Below are 17,386 nucleotides of genomic sequence, written 5' to 3' on the forward strand. Positions count from 1 at the left end.
AATATTCACATCAACGGTATGTGGATAATGAATTGCCCGCGCTGATAAAGGAATCGGGAGTGAAAGATTCAATCCAACACATTACAGGAAGTTTAATTGAATTGCATCCAAAGTGGGCGGTCATTTAGAATCAAACATTATCAATCTATCAATTTGGCTAATTAATGGCGCCTTGGATTGCAGTCTTAATGGAATGTAAGAAGGACATATCAGCGTTCTAAATATATTCTGCAGAAGGTGATAACAAATGAAACTGGATTATGATACACAGTACATCAGGGGCATCTACCTGAATAGAGATCGAATATCTTCGTATGACCATTTCCCTCTTGATCTGCCGGTTATCAAGCACCTTCAAGAAGTGGCTTTTCATCCCAGTGTTACCTATGTTATCGGGGAAAATGGAATGGGAAAGTCCACCTTGCTTGAAGGTATTGCGATTGCCTATGGCTTCAATCCAGAAGGCGGAACGTTGAATTTCAATTTTTCCAATTATGATTCACATTCCAATTTGGACGAATACCTCCGTTTGAAAAAAGGCGTGTACAAACCGAAGGATCATTTTTTCTTTAGGGCGGAAACCTTTAATAATTTAGCTACGAATATAGAGGAATTGGACAGGGAGGCATCGTTTGGGTCGAAAATCATCGATTCCTTCGGCGGAAAATCACTTCACCAGCAATCTCATGGGGAATCGTTTTTTTCTGCCTTTATAGAAAGATTTCAAGGCAATGGATTGTATATCCTCGATGAGCCTGAAGCTGCTTTGTCGCCATTGAGACAAATATCGATGCTCGCCAGGATAAATGAGCTTGCCAAACAAGGTTCCCAATTCATCATTTCCACCCATTCCCCGATCATCATGGCCTACCCGGGTGCTAAAATCCTCCAAATTTCAGATGAGGGTATGAGTGAGGTGACTTTAGAGGAGTCCAATCACTATTTGTTAATGAAACAGTTTTTTGAAGATAAGGATCGGCTGCTTCATCATCTATTCGAATGAGATTTTAGCATTTCTTTTTTTAAAAAACCCCGACTGCACTGCGCATTCGGGGCTTTCATTTTGTTGAAATTGATTATTGACAGCTTAGGTGTATTACGGGTATAGTACATCTATAAGGTGTATGAACCACTTGGTACATACACAGGTGACTACATGTAATTCTAAATAAATAGGGGGTGTTTTTAATGAACGTTAATACCCGGGAGCCGGTATATCTGCAAGTCGTTAGGCATTTTAAAGAACAAATAGCCATAGGCAAATTCGTGGCTGGACAGGAAATTCCCTCCCGAAGGGAACTGGCGGCTACACTGAACATAAATCCGAATACCGCTCAAAAGGCGTATAAAGAAATGGAGGAACAGGGCTTGATTCATACTGAACGAAATTTCCCCAGTCAAATCACGACGAATGAAACGATTTTACAGGCTGTGAGGCAGGAATTGATTTTGGCAGCCGTCGATACGTTTGTCGATGCGATTCGTCCGATTAATGTACCAGTTGATGAACTGCTTCGTGTGGTTAAAGAAAAATACTCGGAAGAAATAGGGGAGGAGGAAGAAAAATGATAGAAGTAAAAAAGATCTCCAAGAATTATGGCCGGAAAAAGATCTTGGATAGTGTTTCATTTACAGCCAATAAAGGGGAAGTCACTTGCCTGATCGGGATAAATGGTGTCGGTAAAACGACTACACTCAAAGCAATCATGGGATTGACGCCATATAAAGGTGAAATCATGATCGATGGTCAAAAGATGACAAAGGAAAGTTATGAAAAAATCACCTTCATTCCGGACGCACCGACCATGCTTCCGCAAATGACCATTAAACAGGCCATCGTTTTCATGTCGGATTTCTATACGTCCTGGAATCCGGAAAGAGCTAACCAATTATTAGGGTTTTTCAAACTTAAAGAGGAGAGTCGCATTTCGGAATTGTCAAAAGGGAATACAGCTAAGCTCAACCTGATGCTTGGTCTGTCCCTTGACGTGGATTATGTACTGATGGACGAACCATTTTCGGGAATCGATATATTTAGCCGCGAGCAAATTGCCGATGTCTTTGCGAGCCACCTAATTGAAGATAGAGGAGTCATCATCACGACCCATGAAATCGGTGATATTGAACATTTAATCGACAAGGTCATTTTATTGGATAACGGTACAGTGCTCAGGGAGTTCAATACAGAAGAAATGCGGGAAGAGGAAGGAAAATCGGTAGTCGATGTAATGAGAGAGGTGTATCAAGCATGATGCGATATATAAAATTAGTGAACTTTGAAATCAATCGTTTCAGTAAAATCTATCTTAGCTTATTGTTGATCACCTTGGTTTCGCAATTTGCAGGAGTGATCATCGTAACCAAGAGTCTTCTTAAAGATGCCAGGGAGACCATTTCAAATGATAAACTATCGGAAGCCGCTTATATTGCAAATTATGGAGGCATTGATTTTACCCATATCGCCAATACCTTCTTGTTTGTAGGACCGATTGCGCTGAGTGCGGTTGCCCTTATTTTTTACATTTTCCTTATTTGGTACCGTGATTGGTTTGGAAAAAATACATTCATTTATCGCATATTGATGTTACCGACATCCAGATTATCGATCTACCTTTCCAAAGCTACGGCCATCTTCCTGATGGTATTAGGGTTGATTGCTTTCCAGATCATCATTTTACCAATGGAGAATGCCCTATTTCATTCAAATGTGCCGGAAGAGCTCTTGAATGAAATATCAATTTCCACCATCACGAAAGCCAGTCAGGTTTTGGCATTGATCATTCCAAGCACGTTCACTCAATTCCTGCTTTCCTATGGCATTGGACTTATGGTCATGTCGATATTATTCACGGCGATCATGTTTGAAAGAAGTTTCCGTATAAAAGGAGTCGTAATGGGCTTGGTATATTGCGGAATCGCTATGGCGTTGTTTTTAGCTCCATTTTTCGTAATGGAGTTTGGGGATTTCTATTTTTACCCTAATGAATTATTTGGTCTGCTGCTCGCATTAGGGATCATTTTGACAGGACTATCGGTTTGGCTTGGTGCCTGGTTATTGAAAAATCGTGTTACCGTATAACAACAACTTTAAAGGAGTGAACAAGGTGAAACGTTATTTATGCAGCATCATTATTGGAATGGTTGTCATCTTAAGCATCGGGACCTATTATGTCAAATTTTCCTCCGCTTCCAGCCTTCCAGAGTATACGTTCAAGAAACTGGAAGGCAGTGATAAAGAGCTTGATCCGGTGTTCATAAATGCTTCGCTTGAAAATAATGCTTTTTTTGAATCATTAATGATTGAATCCAACGGGACCACATACGAAAGCGAAAGGTCTTTCTTGGAGAACTTAAATGGAAGACAAGATCATCGAATTGAAAGATTAGTAAAAGAACATCGTTCATTTATGCGTGGCAAGGATTCCATTAGTTCTTTATATGAAGACGATGATTTCCTGGCTTACGCTTGGGTGAATAGCGAAATTACGAATAACGGGAAAATGGAAGCGGAGTTTGATATCGGTTTACTGGAGAAGAAGGACGAAGAAGAAACTTCTTTCCAAATCGAGCTTCCGAATCAAGAGAGAATCATGAATGCTGATGTCAGGGATGTGCAGTTGGTCCATTCAAAACTACAGGTTTTAACGATGAATGATGTGAATGTTAACAATGAGAAGCAGACAAAAGAGGTTCATCTGTATACGATCGATGTAGCCAATAAAAAAGTCTTGAGCGATAAAACCCTTGTATCTGAAACCTTTACTTACCCTAATCAAGTTGATATTGAGATGCCAACTGATGTTGCTCCCTCCCAGCCAAACAATATGGTATTGATTTCGTTAATTAAAGGGGTAAACCATGAGGATGGCTTTGAGGAAAAACTAAAGGAAAGCAAGCTGTTATCTTATAATTATGAAACGGAAAAATTAAAAACGGTTAAAAAAGGATCGCTTAGCCTGGACAGGGAAAGATCAGGATATGCAGACGGAAAAAACCTTTATGTAGTTGAAATGAAATCAGGTAAATATCGCATTAAAACATTTGACCTCAGCAGTCAAACGTTAACGAATGATACGGAGCTGGATTTAGCCGTTAATAAAGAGGAACACTATTTCGCTGCCTTTAAGAACGGGCGTGTGTACTTCCTGTTAGGCAACGAAGTGGATCAAGGCTCTTTAACTTACAAGCCTATCCAACTTCTAATTGCTGATTTAAAGACTGGAAAGACTTTATATAAAGGTGAAACAGTCATAAATAAAAAGAACAGCAAAAGTTTTGGACTTTTTATCAATGACTTGGAAGTAAAATAAAGACCTACTATCTATCAAAATCTTTAAATGAAAAAGGGATATCCCCCAATGGGATATCCCTTTTTCATTTATATGGAAGCTAAGTTCGTTCTGGCTGAACGTTCCTTCTTGCCGTGCAAGAAGTAGTAAAGGACGGAGGTTGCGATGACCACAACGCCCAGGATGACATAAAGTGTGCTGTAACCTGTTACTGGAATGATGAATCCCAGAATATAAGGGCCGAATCCAAGTCCTGCATCAAGCATGATAAAGAAGGTGGACGTTGCCATCCCCATTCGGTGAGGCGGTGTCAGTTTAACGGCAATCGCCTGCGAGCTTGATTGCATATTACCGAATCCAAGGCCAATGAGGAAACCAGCTACCAGTAAAGTGAAACTATTGGTTGTTATACTTAGAAGCAGCAAACCGATTCCGAAAATCATGAAAGCCGGATACATAATGAAGTTCGATCCTTTGCGGTCCATTAACGGTCCTGAGAAAGGACGTGATAACAATACGGCTACTGCGTAAACGACAAAGAAGAAGCTTGCTGTATTGACCAAATCGATTTCGATGGCATAGAAACTGATGAAAGAAAGGACGCTGGAATAACAGAATGCCAATAACAGAGTGATGATCGAGATGGGCAGTGCCTTAGGTTCAATGAAATTGGAAAGCTTGAATCCTTTGCTTTCCGAAACTTTGGCCGTCACTTTCAATGCCGGGACATAAAGGAAGAATGCTGTAATCAGGGATATCACCCCTAAAGCCAGGCAGAAACTGAAAATCACTTGGAAGCTTGTATGCTGGGCCATATACAGACCGATGAAAGGACCGATTGCCGTCGCAAGTGTTGCGCTCATGCTGTAATAGCCGATGCCTTCTCCCTTTCGTGTTGCCGGGATGATCTGGGCGACGATCGTTCCTGTCGCAGTACTTGCCATCCCCATCGCCATACCATGGATCAGGCGGTTAACAAGCAGGAAGCCAATTCCAAGGTCCACAAAATAAAGAAGTGTTGTCAAAGTGAAAAAGATCAAACCTATGAATAATGTTTTCTTGCGGCCGATTGAATCAATGAAACGGCCAGTGAACAGACGTCCGATTAACGTCCCGATTATGAAAATACCTGATATGAGTCCGGCTTCGCTTGTAGAAGCATCCAATTCATTTACGGCATAAATGGCAAGTGTCACCATCAATAAATAAAAGATTAATGTTATGAAAAAATTAATGGAAGAAACGATGACAAAATCCTTCGTCCACAGTCTAGGTCTGGATTGTTCCATTTTATTATCTCCTTACTTTATAATGTTATTTCTAATTTCGCCCATGATGCGTATGGCTGCGAGTTGTTCCTCTTCAGTGATCCCTTTCAAGATATCCTGTTCGTATTGATCGATTGTCACGCGGACTTCACTGTAGACCTTTTTTCCAAGCTCCGTAAGCCGCATTCTTTTTTCGCGTCTATCTTTGCTTGGCACATGCTCGACATACCTCAACTCTTCCAAGCGGGCAATGGTCCTCGTAATCGTGGGTTTTTCCACGCTTTGGTAATTGGCAAGCTCTACAAGCGTCGCCGAACCATAATTGGTTAAGTAATATAAAATGGACCATTGCGCCCTGTGTAAATCATGTTTGCCCAGCTGTATATTAAGATTATTTTCAAACGGTCGGTACAGCAGTAATAATTGCTGAAAGAATTTTTGGTAAGTCTTTATCAGAAACACCTCTTCAATTAATATATAGTTACCATGAGTAATTGTTACCCTGAGTAACTATAATAACAAAACAAATCCATTCTGTCCACTCGGATTTGTAGTGTTATTTTTATAGAATAAGGGAGAGAGAACGGCAGAATTTACGAGTAAACGCTCGAAACTCACGAGTAAAATAGCAGAATTCACGAGTAAAGCGCCCAAACTCACGAGTAAAACGCACCAAAAAGCGATATTAAAGGTATGGTGACAGTGTCAAAGGGATTTCTTCATCATATTGAGCTGTATGTTTCAAATTTAAAGAGGACCATTTATTTTGGGGGTGTTTTTTGGATGCTTTGTGCCATTTCAAGAGTGGGAAAACGGGGAGAGTTGGAGATTGTGTGAGATGCACATTGTTTTTGTACAAGCTTGAAACAAGGTTTTTGACTAAGGGACAGAGGAGTTCCGCCCTTTATGCCGACAAGCATCCATTTGCCGGTGGGAGGGGGCATTATCCTCTATATTTCGGAGATCGGCTGAAGGTCGAACTCGTGGCTCCTTAATCATACGCAATAGTTGGCATAGCTATAATGGCCGTTATGTCCATCTTTCCCTTTCTCAGGTTCGGGTTCTGGGCCAAGAGAAAAGGCCTCGATCAATATGAATGCACCGAAAACTTGGGTCCAGCTGCCTAGTAAAAGAATTTGTTCTCCCATCCGTACTTTTAGATTTAAAATGAAAATATTTCCGACCGATTCCAAAAAAGAACCGGCTGCAATGATGCCATTTCCCTTGATCTCAAAAGGTGAAATGGTCTCCTCAGTCAGCGATGCCCCGAATGCTTCAAAAGCGGCACCCATGCCTTGGATTCCACTGCCGATTGCATCGGTTCTGGTCCCCTCCTCCACTGAACCACTCAACTGCATATCGATTCCAACTGAATTTGCGGTATTGCCAATGGCCTCAAGCCAATTGCCGAATATGAAGTAGGTTTGCGAACGTTCATTTTCCGGGTTCAGCATTTTCGAACGGCCGATCGCTTGCAGCGAATTTCCAACGGCTTCAATGCCATTCCCTTTAAGGACGAGATCTTTTCCGAGATTAGTGCTCGTTAAAGTTTGCCGGGTTTGCCCGATTGCCCCTACAAGTGTGCCGATGCCAAGTAACCATGCTCCTGAAATAAGGAGATCCTCTCCATGAGTGATCATATCTCAAACGCTCCTTAAAAGTGGTTACATTATATTATTCAGGAAATAGTGTTTGTTTACATATTGCTTTAACTGGCATATTCAAAAATAAACCAATTATTGGTATAATGGCAGCTGGAGGAGATGATATTGACTTTTAACAATTTTTTGCAAATGATTATCGCTGCACTATTCTTTATGGTTTTTACGTTTTGTACCTGGTATGAAGGCAGCGAAATTATGGATAGGCCTTGGGAATGGAAGTATTCCACGCATTTCACACAAGTAAATGATGATCAGGCGTTGGATGCAAATGATATTTCGAATTTCGATCATTTCGTGTATGCCGCAAAATTCAAACCGCTATTTCCATTTCTTATGGTCCTCGCCGCATCGTACTTAATCATACTTACGGGATATATCCTGTTCAAAAGAAGGATTAAAAAAATGGCTCTTTTCTTGTTGGGGTTGGGTATCCTTTTTCTGCTTTCAACTGGTTTTGTATCCAATTCCCCAACTGTTGGAGGGGATATCTTCCAAGCGTTTTTTCTGATAGGCGGAATGATGTCCATAATAGGTGCAGCTCTATATTTCCGGGTGCCAACAGGATTCGATACTGAAATTTAAAGCACAAGGCTGTCGATGAGGCAGCTTTATTTTGATGGAAGATGACACAAAATAACGAAAAAAAATAGTCATTTTCACGAAATTCTTAGATTGAACTTCACTGAAATATAGTTTATTTTTAAGTCGAAATTGAGTAGACCAGTTGCTATATCACCAGCGGTAGGCCTTTATCGGTTCAAAACTAAAGGGATATGCAGTTAAAAGCAAGACGTACTTTTTCCGGTATAGAAAGCGTGATGCAGTTGGGGAAAAGTTATCCGGTGATTGAAGAATAAAGTGAAAAGGTGATAATATGTCAGGCAAAATCAAAATTGAACAGCCAAAGATCCCGCTGCAAGACTTACCTCAAGCGAACTTTCAGGAAATATATTATCAAGATGAGCCTTATCTTGAGTCCTGTATCATAACCAATTGTACGATCGATAGAGAAAAGATGGACAAAGTCGTATTATCACAGGTTGTTTTTAAAAATGTGACATTCAGCGATGTATCATTCAGGAATATCGAGCTGACGGATGTCATTTTTGATCATTGCGATTTGACGAATGCCGATTTCATGGGTGGATCGATTCATCGGGTGGAATTCAAAGAGTCCAAACTTTTAGGCACTAACCTGTCAGACGCAAGTTTAGGAAATGTTTCCTTTGAAAATTGCAATATGAATTTAAGTGCCTTTGGTTATTCGAGTTTAAAGCAAGTGAAGTTCAATCATTGCTCATTGGAAAGTGCTGATTATTATGAGTGTAAATTCATCAAAGTGAAGTTCGAAACATGTAGATTAAATGAAGTGAACTTTTCCCGGACACCGCTCAAAGGGATTGATATTAGCAGTTCTACATTTCAAAGGCTTACCGTTTCCCCAGAGGATTTAAAGGGATGCGAAGTTTCCCCGGACCAAGCGATAGTCTTTGCAGCTATGCTTGGACTGAAAATTAAAGAGTGAACCTTTTTAAGGTGAAAAATGGCTAATGGAGAGTAAACTGCGCTGGGGGAGAGATCTTTCAATAAAGCTATAAGAAATCGAGGGACCACCGATTTGAAGTGAACCCAAAAAGTTAGACACTTTATTTACTTAGGCAGCCTTGAGGGCATGAACCCGGTAATCTACCGGGCTCATGCCTTTTAATTTTACCTTGATTCTTTGATGATTGTAGTAATGGATATATTCTTCTAGTTCTTGTTTGAAATGCTCCATGCTTTCAAATTCTTGAAGATAGAGTAATTCGGATTTTAATAAGCCAAAGAAGTTTTCAATGACCGCATTATCGAGACAATTTCCTTTGCGGGACATGCTTTGTGTAATGTTATGTTTTTTCAAATCATGCGAGTATTGTTTCATCTGATAATGCCAGCCCTGATCTGAATGGAGAATGGGTGAATCTTTCGATTCCAAGCGATCAAAGGCTTTATCCAGCATTTTGGAAACGAGCGGATAAACAGGACGAGATTCGATATTATAGGCGATGATTTCTCCATTAAACAGGTCTAGAATGGCCGATAAGTATAGTTTCTCCCCAGCTAGATGGAATTCTGTGACGTCTGTCACCCATTTTTCATTGGACTTTGCCGCCTTGAAATCACGTGCTAGAATGTTGGGCGCAATCTTGCCGATGTTCCCTTTGTACGAACGGTATTTCTTCATGCGAACTAATGACTTCAATCCTAGTTCATTCATCAATCGGAGAACTGTTTTATGATTGATGCGAGCACCTCGGTTACGTAATTCTAGGGTGATACGCCGATACCCATAACGCCCTTTATGCGTATGGAATATCTCTTTGATAAGGGATTTAATTTCTGTGTATTTATCCTCACGCCCGAAGGCGTTTACCCAATAATAGTACGTACTCCGTGCCATTTTAGAAATGGATAGAAGCAGATTTAAATCAAATTGTTTCCTTAGTTCATGGACTACTTTCCTTTTTCTTTCTTTGTAAGGCTTCCTTTTCTTGAACTAAGGCATTCAACTTTTTTAGATAGGCATTCTCTGCACGTAAGTATTCTAATTCGGCAAGAAGTGCTTCTTGAGAGCCATTAGCTGGCGATTTTTTCTTAGTTTCTTTTTTCATGGATAGACGCCCCTTTTTCTTTGGTTTAAGGGCGTCTATACCTCCTTCCTGAAACTGATTTGCCCAATTCAAAAGTGTAGAATCGGAAGGAAGGTTATAGTGTACAGCGGTCTCGTTGATCGATGCCCCATATTCGTTCATATTTTTAAGTACTTCTAGTTTAAAGGGCAAAGTGTAATTTGTATAGGATGAAACAAGTCCCTCCATCCCATGTTTTAGATAGCGAGCGACCCATCTTTTCAGAGGGGATAAACCTACATTTCTTTCTTGAGCAATGGATTTATAGGATTTTTTCCCTTCTAAGTACTCTAAAACTGCATTTGATTTTTCGTCTATCGTATATTTAGTCAAAAAAACTGCACCTCCAATTGTTAGATGTTGTCTAACAATTGGGGTGAAGTTCAATTTGGCGGTCCTTTTTGATTTGGCTTTCATAGTTAAGAGATAATTCATTAGTTATTTGTGGTAAAAATAGGTAGCGTGAATAGAAATATATAGATTTTGAAGAGTACGGAATGTTTGCACAAATTCAGGATTACTTTACAATATTTGTTAGGTGTATCGGAATAAGGGGGATTGAACGTTGATTATCAATAAGGTCACTTTGTATAGTCATGCATGGAATGAAATGCGGAGTTTTTATGTTGATGTGTTAGGATTTGATTTACTATCGCAAACTGATGATGGTTTTGAAATTAAGGCTGGGGAAAGTGTGCTTGAAATTAAAAAATATCATCACAAAGGAAAGCCTTTTTATCATTTTGCCATGAACATACCGACCAATTTATTTACTTCGGCAAAAGCATGGGCCAAATCAAAAGTGGAATTGACTAGAGAAGATGATGATGACGAAGTTTATTTTAGCTTTTCAGACGCACATTCTTTTTATTTTTTAGACCCTTCAGGCAACATTGTCGGGTTCATATCGAGATATTCCGTATCACCCGAATCCGAGGCTAAGTCTTTTTCAGCTCAAAACGTCCTGTGCATTAGTGAAATAAACATTACGACAGATGAAGTCACCGTTTTGGGAAATCAATTGATCAATAATGGTGTACCTGTAAGGAAGGGTGAAGCGATAAGGGAAGATGGATTGAATTTCATGGGGGAACATGAAGCAGGTTCGTTTTTACTTTTAGGTCCAAGGAAACGGCGTTGGATTTTCTCGGATAAAGAGTCGGAAATCTTTCCCCTTTCGCTAGTCATAAATCAGCAACTAGCTATTTCATTGGATGGCGAAGGGTTAATGGAATTGAAAAAGCTGAAAATAACCAAGGGGAAAGATTGATAAGTCCGGAATTTGGAATGATGAAAGGCGTGATTGGTTGAAGAACTTTATTTTTTTGACAATCGTTATTATAAGTATAATGATCTTATTCGGATTAAGATATTACTTTAATCTCATTACTGATTCGAGTTTTATGATTATAAACTTGTTACTCTTAATATCAGTATTAATTATTAGGAGTAAATTAAATATCACTTTCTTTAAATAAGGCTAGGCTATGTTTTGATTTTGAATAAATTGTAATTTTGGCAAAAGGATAAAGCAAGTTTAGCAGTCTAAAAGAATTTAATAACACCATTGAAATGTTCCTAGCCGAACATAAAAAAGAAGTGAATACTGCACCATAACCCAAGGAGCAAAGCCATGAAAAAAAGAAGTTTATTGATAGCGATGGGCATAATCATATTCGGGATGATTGCCTCGATGGCATTGGTTTCCCAAACCAAAAAGAAAGAGAACGCCGGTAAAAGGGCATTTCCACAGCATACAGTCTATCAAGCGGGTACGATAAAACCTGACGATCTTTCACAGGAGGAGATGGATGCTGCCGTAGCGAATTTTTATGAAACCTGGAAAAATGAATATCTTAAGCAGCCTGCCGATGAAAATGATCAATATTATATTTTTTACAATGATAAAGGTTATGCAGATCCGAAGAACGCAGTGACCGTTTCTGAAGCGCATGGTTATGGGATGATGATAACGGCAATCATGGCAGGCAGACAGGACAAGCAGTACTTCGATGGGCTTTATCGTTTTTATAAAGCGCATCGAAGTGATAATGACCTTTCATTAATGGCGTGGCAGCAAGTAAAGGATAAATCGGGTAAAATCATCAATACGCCAGGGGATGCCGATTCAGCAACTGATGGCGATATGGATATCGCTTATTCGTTATTATTGGCCGATCGCCAGTGGGGAAGTGAAGGGGAAATCGACTATCTTGCCAGTGCAAGGGACATCTTGGATGCGATCATGTCGAATGAGATAAATCGGTCGCAGTCCCTGGTTAAGCTAGGGGACTGGGCGGAAGATCAAGATGACGTATACGGACAATCGACTCGTTCATCTGACCTTCTTCTCAATCATTTTAAGTCATTTGGGACGGTAACTGGGAATGATGAATGGAAAGATGTAACGGATAAGGCCTATGCGGTCATTCATTCAATTTATGAGGAGGAAAGCAACAATACAGGTCTAATGCCGGACTTCATTATACAATCCAAGGGAGAATATCAGCCGGCACAAGCTGATTTTTTAGAAGGGGAGAATGACGGCCATTATAGCTGGAACAGCAGCAGGACCCCTTGGCGCTTTACGCTCGATTACTTATTAACTGGTGATGAAAGGGCGCTTCCGCAATTAAAGCGGATGAATGATTGGATTAAAGCGGAAACGGATGGCAACCCTGAAAATATCCAATCCGGTTATACGCTAAGCGGAAAAACCGTGGAAGAAGGGAATAGTACAAGCTTCGTTGCTCCATTCATGGTGAGTGCCATGGTTGATTCCTCCAATCAGCAATGGATTAATCGGTTATGGAATCGGACGATACGGGAACAAGATGATGATGATTATTTTGCCAATACGATAAAATTACAGACGATGATCGTGGTTTCAGGTAACTGGTGGGCGCCATGATTCAATGCAAGAAACTTAATTAAAGATGAAAAGGAGTTTGATGAGAATGATGAAGGTCACACCTTTCTTGATGTTCGAAGGAAATGCGGAGGAAGCAATGGATTATTATACATCTTTAATTGAAGGATCGAAAATAACCAGCATGATCCGGTATGGTGCAAATGAAGCGGGGACAGAGGGAAGTGTCATGCAGGCTACCTTTACCTTGAAGGATCAGGAATTTATGTGCATCGATAGCTATGTTAAGCATCAATTTACGTTTACACCTTCGTTTTCAATATTCCTAACATGTGATAGTGAAGAGGAAATTGAAAGGCTTTATTCGAGCTTAACTGATGGCGGGCAAGTGCTGATGCCATTGGGTGATTATTCCTTTAGTAAGAAGTTCGGTTGGGTATCTGACAAATTTGGTGTTTCCTGGCAACTCAACCTCCCGATATGAATGAAGTGAAAAGGCCACTGGATAGTGGCTTTTTAGTTTGTTGACTAAAGGAGATTCGGAAGTGCTCACCCTAAACCATGATTTTTAAAGAAGACTTTGTGAGGCTTTCCCCGAAGCATAGAAAAAGTACATAAATCGGGCAAGAGTTTGATAGATCCAGGATAAACCGTTTGTACTGGGAAGGAATTAATTATATATTAATCCTTGAGTACATTAATTCATGGATTAAAGTATGATGATAAGAAAAGCCCGGAGGAGACGATCATGAAAAATATCAATACTGAACAAGAATACCGTGAACAAATCAACCAAGAGGGACTGACGGTCGGGCTTTTTACGACTACATGGTGTCCGGACTGCAAACGTTTAGACATGTTCATCGATGAGATCACTCAAGAACATCAAGACAAACAGTGGTTTACAATCGATCGTGACGAGTTCCCAGAGATTTCTGAAGAGCAAACGGTAATGGGAATTCCATCATTATTAGTATTTAAAAATGGAGAAAAGGTTGCACACCTGCACAGTGCAAATGCTAAAACTCCAGAAGCGGTCAATGAATTTCTAAAAGACCTATAAAAGATCCCGGCAAAGGTGAACCCCGCATTGTCCTGTAATGCGGGGTTCACCTTTTTTTAGAAATTTTTTCTAGAAATAACTTGATTTCTAAGATGAAACGGGTTTTAATTATAGATACTGAATATCCATTATGGATATTGAACATCCACATAGATACTGGAAGAGGTGAACTGATTTGCAATTTACAAAAGGGGTCGAGCAAGCTATATGCATCATTGTTATACTCTCTACCCAGGATAAAAATGTACCGCTTTCGTCAAATGAGATCAGCAGGCGATTAGAAGTGTCTCCTTCTTATTTGAAAAAAATCATAAGGAAATTAGTCGTTAAGCAGATAATCACTTCAGTTCCTGGTAATAATGGCGGCCTTACTCTTGCCAAAAGTGTAGATAAGATTAAAAACCTTGAAATTATTGAGGCGATGGAAGGCCCCATTTCGATGTTTCCCGATACAGGACTTATAGAAAAAGCGTTTAAAGATGGAGAGTATGCAGAGAAGGGGATGGACGTCCTTCGTCGGATGTTTTCTCGGGCGGACGAACTTTTAGTGGGTTTCTTTTCCAGCCGAACGGTGGCTGATTTGCTTAAAGAAAGCTTTGGCACCACGGACATACCGACTCTTAATTGGAATTCGACGTCATTGAGTGAAGTACTGCGTGAAAAGAAAGGTGAAAAGAAGTGAACATGCTTAAACAAGAATGGAAGCTTTTCCTTACAAATCGAAAACTGGTCGGTGTCGCAATCGTTTTACTGTTCGTCCCGATTATATATGGGGGGTTATTCCTTAGTTCTGCTTGGAATCCATACGGGAATACAGGTAAATTGCCTGTTGCGGTCGTGAATAAGGATGTGAAGGCGGAATATGAAGGGAAAACCTTAACAGTCGGTAATGAGCTAATCGAGCAATTAAAGGACAATGATGATTTAGAATGGCATTTCGTAACGGAGAAAGCAGCGAAAAAAGGATTCGATGATGGTACATATTATATGGTCGTTACCATTCCGGAAGACTTTTCAAAAAATGCTTCTACTGTCATGGATGATAAGCCAAAAAAAATGAATTTAACGTATGACGTGAATCCTGGACGCAGTTTCGTTTCTGAAACGGTCGGAAAACAGGCAACGAATAATTTGAAAACGGAAATTGGCGAAAGTGTCACAAAAGAATATGCGGAAGCAATCTTCTCCCAACTGGATGAAATCGGAGAAGGATTCGGCGATGCAGCAGATGGGGCATCAAAACTGGATGACGGTGCTGAAAAACTGCATGATGGAAACAAAGAAGTGACAGAAAACCTGAATAAATTAGCTTCCAGCACATTAACCTTTAAAGATGGAGCGAATAAACTTCAAATTGGCGTCGGCGAGTTTTTGGAAGGAGCAAATAAGCTTGAAAGTGGCGCGTCGGAATTAAATAAGGGAATTTCACAATACACTTCCGGTGTAGGTCAGTTGCAAAAGGGAGCGGACGAACTCGCATCAGGCACAGGGAAATTAACTAATAATAGTGAAGCACTTATACAAGGTTCTTCCCAACTTTCCACTGGGCTGGCCAAAGTGGTTCCAGGAGCCCAAAGTTTAAATACCGGTTTGGCACAAGCGCAAACAGGCAGTGCGAATTTGAATGATGGGTTGAATCAATTATCACAAAATGCAAGCCAGCTGACGGACCAATCGACAGGGATTCCAAAATTGGCAGCAGGTCAGCAGAGTTTGAATGAGGGAATCAATAAATTGGCAGAAGGAAGCCAGGCGTTAAATGACGGCCTGAAAAAAATGGATGGCCAATTGCCCGCAGAAGAACAGCTGAGTCAACTTAAGCAAGGACTGACTAGTATTCAAAGCGGGGTAAATCAATTGCAAGAAGCGGTTCCCGCAGGAAGCAGCACGTCCGGTACCGTATCAGGCATTACTCAAGATCTTAAGAATAGCCAAGCGGCTTTAACGGAACTTCAATCAACGATTGCGAATAATGGGCAAAGTACAATCAATGCCGTTCAAAACACGGAAGCGTTCAAAAGCATGACCAGTGAACAACAATCCGAATTAATCGGAGCCATTCAAAATGAACTTCAAAACCAGGCGGAAGCACAAAAACATCTTGCATCGACTCTTGCTGCAAGTGTATCCGACTTATCGACACAATTAACGGATAAAGTGATGCCAATATTGAATGGATTAGGCCAGCTTCCAGAACAAGTGGCCAATTTAAATAATGCAGTGAATAAGGTCAATCCAAACGCCGTTTCAGCATTAAACGGATATACGGCAATAAGGAACGCACTGGAAGAACAATTGATTCCTGGTGCAACCCAATTAAATGGCGGCTTGAATGAAGCTGTTGAAGGCAGCAATCAATTAACGGCGGCAACACAAAGTTTAAATGAACGGACACCAGAATTAGTGAAGGGGATCAACCAGTTAGCACAAGGCGGCTCCTCGTTAAATAATGGCCTTTCAAAACTAACTGAGGGATCTGGTCAGTTGGTTGATGGAGTTTCACAACTTCAAGCAGGGTCATCCTCCTTTGGGAATGGTCTTGAGAAGTATGCATTCGGTGTTAGCCAAGTTGGCGAAGGCGCAAACAAACTTGCTAATGGGGCCAATCAACTGAATGCCAACTCAGCTGCCTTGAACGAGGGCTCATCAGCACTTGTTAAAGGCACTGAACAATTGGCAAGCAATCTGCCCACTTTAAGCAATGGAGTCATCCAGCTTGCTGATGGCGCAGGTAAGATCAATGAAGGCTCATCGGCACTTGCTGAAGGTTCCGGTAAATTGGGTGATGGAATTTCCTCACTTAAAGATGGAACGGTCGAGCTTTCGGAAAAACTCAGTGATGGTGCAGAAGAAATAAGTGAAAATAAAACAACCGATGATAATTACAGCATGATTGCTGAGCCGACTCAGGTTAAAGAACAAAAAAGCAGTGACGTGCCGAATTATGGTCATGCACTGGCTCCCTATGTATTGTCTCTTGGGTTATTTGTAGGAGCTATTGCCTTCAATATGGGATTCCCGACAGGCTTGCCTTCAACAAGGCCTACATCAGGATTGGCATGGTGGTTCAGTAAATTCACGGTCCTATTTATCCAAGCGACGCTTTCAGCATTAGTGTTGGATGCAATCATGATTTGGGGAATGGATTTACAGGTCGAGAACATGGGGCAATTCATTGGGGTTTCCATACTGACTTCCCTTACCTTCATGTTCATCGTAACCTTCTTGACCGTAGGATTTGGAAATCCAGGTCGTTTATTGGCGATGGTATTCCTTGTATTACAGCTAGGTGCAAGCGGAGGGATGTTCCCAGTGGAACTGACCAATAACTTCTTCAGTCATGTTCACCCGTTCATACCAATGACATACTCCGTCATGGGCTTCCGTCAGGCGATGAGTACGAGTCTTGGAGCGGATGCATTGACAACGAGTATAGTGTTCCTTACTGGATGCATCATTGTCTTTAATCTACTGCTATTGCTAACGATGGTCATCAGGAAGCGCAAAGTACACAATGTTGAGCTGGATGCATAAATTAATGAAGAAAACCCCCGGTGCAATGCG

The 17,386-nt window shown here is 40.7% G+C and carries 16 protein-coding genes and 2 pseudogenes; 14 read left to right on the forward strand and 4 right to left on the reverse strand.

Going from position 1 to position 17,386, the window contains the following annotated elements:
* Nucleotides 1-247: 247 nt before the first annotated feature.
* From QFZ73_RS14855 to QFZ73_RS14875, 5 genes are all read left to right on the forward strand, one after another.
* A complete protein-coding gene (locus QFZ73_RS14855) occupies nt 248-1,003 on the forward strand; it encodes an AAA family ATPase (RefSeq protein WP_307267474.1) in 756 nt (251 codons plus the stop codon).
* A 185-nt stretch (nt 1,004-1,188) separates the two neighbouring features.
* The gene (locus tag QFZ73_RS14860; RefSeq protein WP_251434367.1) at nt 1,189-1,569 is read left to right on the forward strand and encodes a GntR family transcriptional regulator; all 381 of its coding nucleotides are present in this window, start codon (nt 1,189-1,191) and stop codon (nt 1,567-1,569) included.
* Nucleotides 1,566-2,252: an ABC transporter ATP-binding protein gene (locus tag QFZ73_RS14865; RefSeq protein WP_307267477.1), complete on the forward strand. Its 687-nt coding sequence runs from the start codon at nt 1,566-1,568 to the stop codon at nt 2,250-2,252. Before QFZ73_RS14860 ends, QFZ73_RS14865 begins: the two co-directional genes overlap by 4 nt.
* Nucleotides 2,249-3,079, forward strand: coding sequence for a hypothetical protein (locus QFZ73_RS14870; protein WP_307267480.1), 831 nt, complete (start codon nt 2,249-2,251; stop codon nt 3,077-3,079). Before QFZ73_RS14865 ends, QFZ73_RS14870 begins: the two co-directional genes overlap by 4 nt.
* A 25-nt stretch (nt 3,080-3,104) precedes the next feature.
* Entirely contained in the window at nt 3,105-4,310 is a 1,206-nt protein-coding gene (locus QFZ73_RS14875; protein ID WP_307267484.1) for a hypothetical protein, read from the forward strand.
* A gap of 68 nt (nt 4,311-4,378) precedes the next feature.
* Here the strand turns inward: QFZ73_RS14875 and QFZ73_RS14880 are convergent, their stop codons facing one another.
* Nucleotides 4,379-5,578: an MFS transporter gene (locus QFZ73_RS14880; protein ID WP_307267488.1), complete on the reverse strand. Its 1,200-nt coding sequence runs from the start codon at nt 5,576-5,578 to the stop codon at nt 4,379-4,381.
* 12 nt (nt 5,579-5,590) lie between these two features.
* A complete protein-coding gene (locus QFZ73_RS14885) occupies nt 5,591-6,010 on the reverse strand; it encodes a MarR family winged helix-turn-helix transcriptional regulator (protein WP_251434408.1) in 420 nt (139 codons plus the stop codon).
* 240 nt (nt 6,011-6,250) lie between these two features.
* Between QFZ73_RS14885 and QFZ73_RS14890 the strand changes: the two are divergent.
* Nucleotides 6,251-6,552 (forward strand): annotated as a pseudogene (locus QFZ73_RS14890) (VOC family protein).
* Here QFZ73_RS14890 and QFZ73_RS14895 read toward each other — a convergent pair.
* Nucleotides 6,553-7,197 carry a DUF6944 family repetitive protein gene (locus QFZ73_RS14895; RefSeq protein ID WP_307267491.1) on the reverse strand — a complete coding sequence of 215 codons (645 nt, stop codon included), beginning with the start codon at nt 7,195-7,197 and terminating at the stop codon, nt 6,553-6,555.
* A 129-nt stretch (nt 7,198-7,326) separates the two neighbouring features.
* On the opposite strand from QFZ73_RS14895, the gene QFZ73_RS14900 reads away from it, so the two are divergent.
* Together QFZ73_RS14900 and QFZ73_RS14905 are read left to right on the forward strand one after the other, a co-directional pair.
* Nucleotides 7,327-7,803, forward strand: coding sequence for a YjdJ family protein (locus QFZ73_RS14900; RefSeq protein ID WP_251434385.1), 477 nt, complete (start codon nt 7,327-7,329; stop codon nt 7,801-7,803).
* 292 nt (nt 7,804-8,095) lie between these two features.
* Entirely contained in the window at nt 8,096-8,746 is a 651-nt protein-coding gene (locus QFZ73_RS14905) for a pentapeptide repeat-containing protein (protein ID WP_307267496.1), read from the forward strand.
* Between the two features lie 129 nt (nt 8,747-8,875).
* Here QFZ73_RS14905 and QFZ73_RS14910 read toward each other — a convergent pair.
* A pseudogene (locus QFZ73_RS14910) lies at nt 8,876-10,223 on the reverse strand (IS3 family transposase).
* A gap of 232 nt (nt 10,224-10,455) precedes the next feature.
* Here QFZ73_RS14910 and QFZ73_RS14915 point away from each other — a divergent pair.
* The 6 genes from QFZ73_RS14915 to QFZ73_RS14940 all read left to right on the forward strand — a co-directional run bounded on the left by QFZ73_RS14915 (nt 10,456) and on the right by QFZ73_RS14940 (nt 17,356).
* A complete protein-coding gene (locus QFZ73_RS14915; RefSeq protein WP_307267503.1) occupies nt 10,456-11,160 on the forward strand; it encodes a VOC family protein in 705 nt (234 codons plus the stop codon).
* Nucleotides 11,161-11,523: 363 nt separating this feature from the next.
* Nucleotides 11,524-12,801 carry a family 8 glycosyl hydrolase gene (locus QFZ73_RS14920; protein WP_307267507.1) on the forward strand — a complete coding sequence of 426 codons (1,278 nt, stop codon included), beginning with the start codon at nt 11,524-11,526 and terminating at the stop codon, nt 12,799-12,801.
* A 46-nt stretch (nt 12,802-12,847) separates the two neighbouring features.
* A complete protein-coding gene (locus QFZ73_RS14925) occupies nt 12,848-13,243 on the forward strand; it encodes a VOC family protein (protein WP_251432515.1) in 396 nt (131 codons plus the stop codon).
* A gap of 216 nt (nt 13,244-13,459) precedes the next feature.
* A complete protein-coding gene (locus QFZ73_RS14930) occupies nt 13,460-13,822 on the forward strand; it encodes a thioredoxin family protein (protein WP_373459009.1) in 363 nt (120 codons plus the stop codon).
* A 175-nt stretch (nt 13,823-13,997) separates the two neighbouring features.
* On the forward strand, nt 13,998-14,504 hold the full coding sequence (locus QFZ73_RS14935) for an RrF2 family transcriptional regulator (protein ID WP_307267513.1): 507 nt from the start codon (nt 13,998-14,000) through the stop codon (nt 14,502-14,504).
* A 2-nt stretch (nt 14,505-14,506) separates the two neighbouring features.
* A complete protein-coding gene (locus QFZ73_RS14940) occupies nt 14,507-17,356 on the forward strand; it encodes a YhgE/Pip domain-containing protein (protein ID WP_307272799.1) in 2,850 nt (949 codons plus the stop codon).
* Nucleotides 17,357-17,386 lie beyond the last annotated feature (30 nt).

Source organism: Peribacillus sp. V2I11, assembly GCF_030817135.1.
GTDB classification, from domain to species: domain Bacteria; phylum Bacillota; class Bacilli; order Bacillales; family DSM-1321; genus Peribacillus; species Peribacillus simplex.